This is a genomic window from Ruminococcus turbiniformis (assembly GCF_020687545.1).
Lineage (GTDB): Bacteria > Bacillota > Clostridia > Lachnospirales > Lachnospiraceae > Mediterraneibacter > Mediterraneibacter turbiniformis.
The window spans coordinates 1-8,258 of record NZ_JAJEQX010000065.1 but is presented as its reverse complement, the minus strand read 5'-3'; the positions used below and the strand labels follow the sequence as shown (position 1 = coordinate 8,258).

At 43.9% G+C, this 8,258-nt stretch carries 9 protein-coding genes; all 9 read left to right on the top strand.

Annotation, left to right across the window (positions count from 1 at the left end):
* Positions 1-253: 253 nt before the first annotated feature.
* Positions 254-670: a winged helix-turn-helix domain-containing protein gene (locus LKD70_RS18125; protein ID WP_227709260.1), complete on the top strand. Its 417-nt coding sequence runs from the start codon at positions 254-256 to the stop codon at positions 668-670.
* A 182-nt stretch (positions 671-852) separates the two neighbouring features.
* Positions 853-1,539 (top strand): response regulator transcription factor, encoded by a 687-nt coding sequence (locus tag LKD70_RS18120; RefSeq protein ID WP_227709259.1) that lies wholly within the window; start codon positions 853-855, stop codon positions 1,537-1,539.
* Between the two features lie 148 nt (positions 1,540-1,687).
* On the top strand, positions 1,688-2,587 hold the full coding sequence (locus LKD70_RS18115; protein WP_407691002.1) for a sensor histidine kinase: 900 nt from the start codon (positions 1,688-1,690) through the stop codon (positions 2,585-2,587).
* Between the two features lie 73 nt (positions 2,588-2,660).
* Positions 2,661-3,344: an ABC transporter ATP-binding protein gene (locus LKD70_RS18110; protein WP_227709257.1), complete on the top strand. Its 684-nt coding sequence runs from the start codon at positions 2,661-2,663 to the stop codon at positions 3,342-3,344.
* Positions 3,341-5,158 (top strand): ABC transporter permease, encoded by a 1,818-nt coding sequence (locus LKD70_RS18105; protein WP_054352589.1) that lies wholly within the window; start codon positions 3,341-3,343, stop codon positions 5,156-5,158. The genes LKD70_RS18110 and LKD70_RS18105 overlap by 4 nt, the downstream gene beginning before the upstream one ends.
* A gap of 68 nt (positions 5,159-5,226) precedes the next feature.
* Positions 5,227-5,643 (top strand): winged helix-turn-helix domain-containing protein, encoded by a 417-nt coding sequence (locus LKD70_RS18100; protein ID WP_227709256.1) that lies wholly within the window; start codon positions 5,227-5,229, stop codon positions 5,641-5,643.
* A gap of 129 nt (positions 5,644-5,772) precedes the next feature.
* Positions 5,773-6,450, top strand: coding sequence for a response regulator transcription factor (locus tag LKD70_RS18095; protein ID WP_227709255.1), 678 nt, complete (start codon positions 5,773-5,775; stop codon positions 6,448-6,450).
* Positions 6,431-7,801, top strand: a complete 1,371-nt coding sequence (locus LKD70_RS18090; RefSeq protein ID WP_201311786.1) for a sensor histidine kinase — start codon at positions 6,431-6,433, stop codon at positions 7,799-7,801. Before LKD70_RS18095 ends, LKD70_RS18090 begins: the two co-directional genes overlap by 20 nt.
* A 98-nt stretch (positions 7,802-7,899) precedes the next feature.
* The gene (locus tag LKD70_RS18085) at positions 7,900-8,136 is read left to right on the top strand and encodes a hypothetical protein (RefSeq protein ID WP_227709254.1); all 237 of its coding nucleotides are present in this window, start codon (positions 7,900-7,902) and stop codon (positions 8,134-8,136) included.
* Positions 8,137-8,258: the final 122 nt, after the last annotated feature.

Genomic DNA, 8,258 nt, shown 5'->3' with positions numbered 1-8,258 from the left:
AGGTGAAGTCTGCCCTTTTTTAAGTCTTTACCGATAGGCAGAAAGAGCAAATGTGGTTATTGTAACTACTGCGGCAATTTCTTCGATTCATTCATGAGTGATTACATTGCCGTGAATAATTCAGGTTAAAGAATATTATGGAACGGCTTTATGTTGAATAAGTACAAAATATCAGCTAATGCAAATATAAATAGGAGTAGGTGTTACTTTTCTATAGTATCTTCTTAATCAAATTGGAAAAGGAACGTGTAGAATGGAACAGATCGAAATCATCCTCCGAACCACGGATCCAACTGGAAAAGTGACGGAGCAGCTTCTGGCGAAATTCGATACAGAGAAACCAGCGACAGAGAGTGATGAGGTTCTTGAGTATTCCGGACTCTGTATTGACTCGCTCCGCCACCAGGCATCTTATCAGGGGCAAGAAATTTCTCTGACAGAGAATTACGAATTTCATACCCTGGCGTATCTTGCTAGTCAGCCAGGGAGAGTATATACGAAAGAACAGATCTACCAAGCAGTCTGGAAGGAGGAGCCGGTTGATGTGAGAAGTGCGGTATTCTGTATCATCGGAAATATCCGCCAAAAACTGTGGCAGGTTACAACGAAAGAATATATCCAGACCGTGTGGGGAGTCGGATACAAATTTGTGGATGTCCCAGGGGAGTGAGCCCCTGGGATTATTTCATATATTGGAAGTTTCTGATATTGGATGCATTCTTGTTCAATTCTCAAGAAGGAATTATAATAAAAGACAGAAGGACAAAGCATGAAGAATTATACGATGACTCATAAGAAGTGTCGGGACGGTTACTGACAGTGAAATTTATAAATAAATGGGGATGGTAAAGCATGAAACGCATTTTTTTTGTAGAAGATGATTTGAGTTTGATTAACGGATTATCCTTTGCTATTAAGAAGCAGGGATATGAGATAGATGTGGCCCGGACGAGCCTTGAAGCAGAGCAATTATGGATGAACGGGAAATATGATCTGGTTATTTTGGATGTATCACTTCCGGATGGCTCCGGTTATGATATCTGCCAAAAAATCCGTAAAGTTTCAAAAGTGCCGATTATGTTTCTTACTGCGGCGGATGAAGAAACAGATATTATCATGGGGCTTGATATAGGCGGGGATGATTATATTACAAAACCCTTTAAACTTGCAGTATTTCTCTCAAGAGTAAATGCACTTTTACGCAGAAGCGAAAATTTTAATCAGATGGAGACAGAGCTAAGCTCTAATGGTATTACAATACAGCGGCTGAAAGGGGAGGTTTATAAGAATGGTAAACAAATCGACCTGACGGCAAGTGAGTATAAACTGCTTTGCCTGTTTATGGAAAACCCGGATATGATCCTCTCTCCGGAACAGATACTGAGCAGACTCTGGGATTGTGATGAAAAATACATTGACACCAATACATTGACAGTATATATTCGCAGACTGCGTAAGAAAATTGAAGATGATCCTGCTGATCCGCACAGCATAGTTACAGTCCGTGGTATGGGCTATAAGTGGAATACCATAGAATGAGGTACGGGCCATGAGAATACTGGTTAATAATAAAATTAAAAGGCTTTTTTCCTGTGTATTGATATTTTTCATCTTGTTTACAGCAGTTTCTGTTATCTGCGTCAGCCTCAGAGTTCATTATGCAGCTTACTGTGTACTGTTCTCTTCTATGGCTATGGGAATTGCTGTTTTTGCGTCCATGTATTTATATTTTCGTGACCAGAACGAGATTATGGAAGATGCAGTTTCGCAGATTAAAGATTATATTTCCGGAGATCGGAACGCACGGATTGAGTGTGACGACGAGGGAGAATTGTACCGTCTGTTTCATGAAGTAAACTCCCTGGTTTCTATTTTGAACGCCCAGGCGGAGAACGAAGGCCGTTCAAAAAAATTTATGAAAGATACGATTTCCAATATTTCTCATCAGTTGAAAACACCTCTCGCTGCATTGAACATCTATAATGGGATCATGCAGGAAGAGGCGAAGGATACACCGACAATACATGAGTTTACGGAGCTTTCGGAACAGGAGCTTGACCGGATTGAAACTCTTGTACAGAACCTGCTTAAAATTGCAAAACTGGATGCAGGAACCATCGTAATTGAGAAGAATGTAGAAAATGTCGCTGAAATGATGGCATATATAGAACGTCATTTCGCTTATCGGGCAGAGCAGGAGAAAAAGACACTTTCTTTTTCTGGTGATGATGCAATTACCTTGTCCTGCGATCAGAACTGGATGCTGGAAGCAATCAGTAATATTGTAAAAAATGCGTTTGACCATACAAAAGAAGGAGCAGAAATCCATATCGAATGGAGAAAATTTGCTTCCGTCGTACAAATAGTCGTGCGGGATAATGGCTGTGGCATCCATCCGGAGGATCTGCCGCATATTTTTAAGCGGTTTTACCGCAGCCGTTTTTCAAAAGACAAGCAGGGAATTGGATTAGGTCTTCCGCTGGCAAAGACAATTATAGAAGCCCATAATGGAACTATCGAAGTTGATAGTGAATTAGGAGTTGGCACGACTTTCACTATGAATTTCTTAATTCCTACAAAATTGTAGGCTGGAAGTCATCTGATTGTAGGGTTGACGTGCTACTCTTTCTATATCAAATCAGAAAGAGGTGTAGGATTGAATGAATTTATTAGAAGTCAAAAATATTTCTAAAACATATGGAACTGGAGAGGCTACGGTTCATGCCCTGAAAAATGCCACATTCTCTGTTCCTAAAGGTGAATTTGTTGCAATCGTTGGAGAGTCCGGATCTGGGAAAACGACCTTACTGAATATGATAGGGGCCCTGGATACTCCTACTTCTGGCAAAGTATTTATTGATGGCAAAGACATTTTCTCGATGAAAGAGCGTAATCTGACGATTTTCCGCCGCAGGAATATCGGCTTTATTTTCCAGAGTTTTAACCTGATCCCAGAACTGACTGTAGAGCAGAATATCATTTTCCCGGTCTTACTTGACTATCAGAAACCAAATAAAAAGTATTTGGAAGAGCTGCTGAGGGTACTGGGGTTAAAGGAGCGGCGTAACCATTTGCCCAGTCAGCTTTCCGGAGGACAGCAGCAGCGTGTGGCGATAGGGCGTGCGTTAATTACTCGCCCGGCGCTGATTCTTGCCGATGAACCGACGGGAAATCTTGACACACAGAATACCAGCGAAGTCATCGCTCTGTTGAAAGAAGCGTCTCGGCTGTATGAGCAGACCATCGTAATGATTACTCATAGTCAGAGCATTGCTCAGACAGCAGATCATATTCTTCGAGTATCGGATGGTGTCGTAGATGATTTTGGGAGGTGTCGAGAATGAGAAGCTATTTAAGTCTGATCCCAATCTCTGCCAAGGTTCATCGGCGGCAAAACCGTATGACATTGCTTTGTATCATTTTCTCTGTATTCATGGTTACAGCTATCTTCAGCATGGCAGAAATGGGCACACGAATGGAGCAGTCCCGTCTCTCAGAAAAACATGGTGATTTTTCGCTCCTTAGTAGTTTAATAAATACCACAATGGGACAGACACTGCTAATGACGGCGGGAGTGATGTTTCTGTTGGTTCTTATTGCCGGAGTGTTGATGATTTCCAGTAGTATGAATAGCAGTGTTGCTCAACGCACCCAGTTTTTTGGTATGATGCGTTGTATCGGTATGAGTAAACAGCAGATCATCCGTTTTGTACGTCTGGAAGCATTGAACTGGTGCAAAATAGCCGTTCCTATTGGCCTTGTTCTAGGTGTTTTGGCATCGTGGACATTATGTGCTGCCTTAAGATTCCTTGTCGGGGAAGAGTTCTCGAACATTCCGCTGTTTGGCATCAGCAGCATTGGAATTGTCAGTGGTATTTTAGTCGGCGTGATTACAGTCCTTTTGGCCGCAAGAATCCCTGCTAAGCGGGCAGCTAAGGTATCCCCTGTTGTAGCTGTTTCAGGAAATACGGAGTCGGATAAAATGAGCCATCATTCTGTCCACACAGGTTTTTTCAAAATTGAAACGGCATTGGGGATTCACCATGCGGTAGCTGCAAAGAAAAACCTATTTTTGATGATAGGTTCCTTTGCGCTGAGTATCGTCCTATTTTTAAGTTTTTCTGTTATGATTGATTTTGTGGACCATTTGATGCCTCAATCGGTGGCTACTTCTGATATTGACATTTCAAGCAGTGACGGTGCTAATATTATCGACAGCGATATGGTACAGACGCTTACAAATATGGAAGGTGTTAAACAGGTCTATGGACGTAGGAGCAGTTTTGACGTGGCTGCCGGGCTGAAGGGTGATACGACTCTTTCTAGCACTGTAGATATTGTCTCTTTTGATGATTTTGACCTGAAAGCTCTCCAAAAAGACGGAACGCTTCGCTGGGGCAGTGATTTATCCAAAGTTTATGGTGATAGCAGATATGTTCTTGCGACATGGGATCGGAACAGTTCTTGGGACGTGGGCGATACCCTCCTTGTTGGAAACGAGCAGATTACGATTGCAGGTCTGTTAAAATATGATCCATTTAGCGGGGATGGCCTCACGGACGGGAAGATAACATTGATCACATCGGGGGAGACATTTACCCGATTGACCGGTATTACAGACTATTCGCTCATTATGGTTCAAACAACCTCTAATGCCACGGACGAGGATGTTGCCACAATCGGTCAGATCGTAGAGGAAAACGGTTATACCATGAATGATAAGCGAGATCAACGTACATCTGGCACTTATTTTGCCTTTGTTGCCTGTGTCTATGCTTTTCTGGGTATTATAACACTGGTTACAGTGCTGAATATTGTCAACAGTATCTCTATGAGCGTATCGGCTCGGATCAAACAGTACGGTGCCATGCGGGCTGTGGGGATGGACGGTAATCAGATTTCAAAAATGATTTTGGCAGAAGCCTTTACCTATGCCTTCTGGGGATGTGTTATTGGCTGTATGATTGGCCTGCCGCTCAGCAAAGTGTTGTATGATTTCCTTATCACAAACCACTTTCCCTATGCGGTTTGGAGTCTGCCAATCGGAGCGTTGGCAATCATTGTGTTGTTTGTCATTGTTGCGGCGGTGCTGGCCGCTTATTCTCCGGCCAAACGGATACGGACGATTTCAGTGACAGAAACCATCAACGAACTCTAAGAATAAGTATAAGGCAATTCAAACATAGGGAAAAATCCAAGGGGTGAAGATAGGAAAGCTGGTGGGTGATGGAACGTATTGAAATCATCCTTCGCACCACGGATCCGTCTGGAAAAGTGACAGAGCAGCTTCTGGCTAAATTCGATACAGAGAAAACAGCGATAGAGCATGATAAGGTTTTTCAGTATTCCGGTCTTTGCATTGATCCAGTCAAGCACCAGATTTCTTACCAGGGGAAGGTGCTTCCTCTGACGGAAACGTATGAATTTCAGACGTTTGTTTATCTCGCCAGTCAGCCAGGAAGAGTCTACACAAAAGAACAGATATATCGGGCAGTCTGGAAAGAGGAGCCGGTGGATGTAAGCAGTGCGGTGTTCTGTATTATCGGGAATATTCGCCAGAAGCTGCGGGAGGTAACAACAAAAGAATATATCCAGACTGTGTGGGGAGTCGGGTACAAATTTGTGGATGTCCCAGGGGAATGAGCCCCTGGGATGTTTCCGTAGAAAATGGAAAACTATGAAAAGTTTAAAATCCGTATGAAAAATCGGGGAACTCCATCAAAACTCCATCTTTGTATGATACACTGTTGTCCAAATAGCGGAGGTACTGTTATGGCAAAGACAATTTTGATTATAGAAGACGAAACAGCTATCCAGAACATCGTCCGGGCGTTCCTGGAGGATGCAGGATATACAGTATATAGTGCCGGTGACGGTCTGGAAGGGATTGAGACATTCCGGAGATGCAATCCGGACCTGGTGCTGCTGGATCTGATGCTGCCGAAGATTGACGGATTTGCAGTCTGCGAGATCCTGCGGAAAGAAAGCCGGACGCCGATCATCATGCTGACGGCACGGGATGATGACGCCAGCCAGATGAAGGGATTTGATGTCCTTGCGGATGATTATATCATCAAGCCCTTTTCCATGCCTCTTGTCCTGCGCCGGATTGAGGCGGTGCTGCGGCGGACGGAACAGGGAAACGAGGAGGAACCATCTGTGATCCGGTATAAAGAGATCACACTGGATGGGGAAAATTATGAGGTGCTGGTAGGAACGGATGAGGTATCCCTTACCAGCCGGGAGTTTGAAATCCTGAAGCTGCTTTTGGAAAATCCGGGAAAAGTGTTTTCCAGGGAGAGTCTTCTGGACAGCGTGTGGGGATATGAGTATTATGGCGATCAGAAGATCGTGAATACGCATATCAAGAATATCCGTAAGAAACTGGGCGTGGATTATATCGAGACAATCAGAGGAGTGGGATATAAAATTGAAAAAGAAAATCAGTGAAAGTATCCAGGCGAAGACCTTTCTGAGTATGCTGGCATTGCTGCTGGCCTGCTGTGTCATCATTTATGCTGTGGTAATGGTCTTCCTGCCGAAAAATTACCAGACGGAACTGGAAAGCCAGGCAACTTCCGACTTCTACAGGCTGATGGAGACTCTGGAACGGAGTGGCTGGGAAGCAGGCTCGGAGGAGATCCTGGCATTTTCCATGAAAAATAATGCTACGGTGCGGATCACCGACACGGATGGAAGCGATGTGTTCTCTGTAAATTATGCAGATCCGGAAAATTGGGAAGAGACAGACAGAACCATGACCTGTTCTGCTACCTTTCAGGAAGGATGGCAGACGTACCAGGTTTCTGCTGATATTTCCCTTGTTGCGGTATCCCAGTCCTATGAAATCCTTTTAAAACTCATCCCGCTGATTGCAGTGGTGATCCTGCTGATTTCTGTTCTTGCGGCGCTGGTCTGCTCCAGATATTTCTCCAGGCCACTGATCCATATCTGCAGTGTGGCAAAGCGGATGACCAGCCTGGATATGACCTGGAAGTGCGAGGTAAAGCAAAGGGATGAGATCGGTGTTCTTGCGGACAGCTTAAATGAGATGTCGGAGCGCCTGAACAATGCACTTGTCAGCCTTCAGGACGCAAACGAGCAGCTGCAGAAAGATATTGAACGGGAGCGTGAACAGGAAAAACAGAGGATTGACTTCTTTACCGCTGTTTCCCATGAACTGAAGACGCCCATAGCCATTATCAAGGGGGAACTGGAGGGAATGATCTACCAGGTTGGGGAATACAAAGACCGGGATACTTACCTGCGGCACTGTATGAAAACCGTCAATGACATGGAGCGGATCGTTAAAGACATCCTATCCGCAGCCAGGATGGGCGGCAGCGATTTCAAGTTGGAACGCACGGACCTGGATATCAGCCGGATGCTGCAGAAAGCCTGTCGCAAAGTCATGGGACGGATAGAGGATAAGGAAATGGAGCTGCGCCAGGATATCCAGCCGGATTTTCATTATGAGGGAGACGCACGGCTTATGGAAAAGGTGTTCGCCAATGTGCTGGATAATGCGGTTGCCTATTCGCCCCGTGGAGCCGTAGTCACTGTGACCTTGCAGGATGGCGTTCTGTCTGTGGAGAACAGCGGGATACACATTGAACAGGAGGATTTAGAGCAGCTCTTTACACCATTCTACCGGGTGGACAAATCCCGGAACCGGAACAGCGGGGGAAGCGGTCTGGGGCTGTATATCACAAAAACGATCCTGGACCACCACGGGATTTCCTATAGTATGGAGAACACGGAAAATGGCGTGCGGTTTACAGCGCTTTTCAGATTGTTATAGTATGACCGGTCATGATATAATCAAGAAAATCAGTAGCTGAAGTGTGCAGCAAATAAAAGAAACTCTTGATTATTCTGAAAATTGTTAAGGGATTTTATATGCAAAAAAATAAGATTGGCATAGAAACTGTCGTTAAAATCATAAAAAAACTATATTGGTTAGGCTTGATTGGTATTGCCGGAAGTGTTTTTGATATTCCAATTCTGAAATTATTCTATTTATTTTTTCTGCTTGCCATAATAGATTTTATTTTGTCATTGATTATTGTTTTACGAACAGAAAGTACAGATGAAACGATAAATGAATTAAAATTTTTATTACAGAACTTAGCCTGAATTATTCACGGCAATGTAATCACTCATGAATGAATCGAAGAAATTGCCGCAGTAGTTACAATAACCACATTTGCTCTTTCTGCCTATCGGTAAAGACTTAAAAAAGGGCAGACTTCACCTGT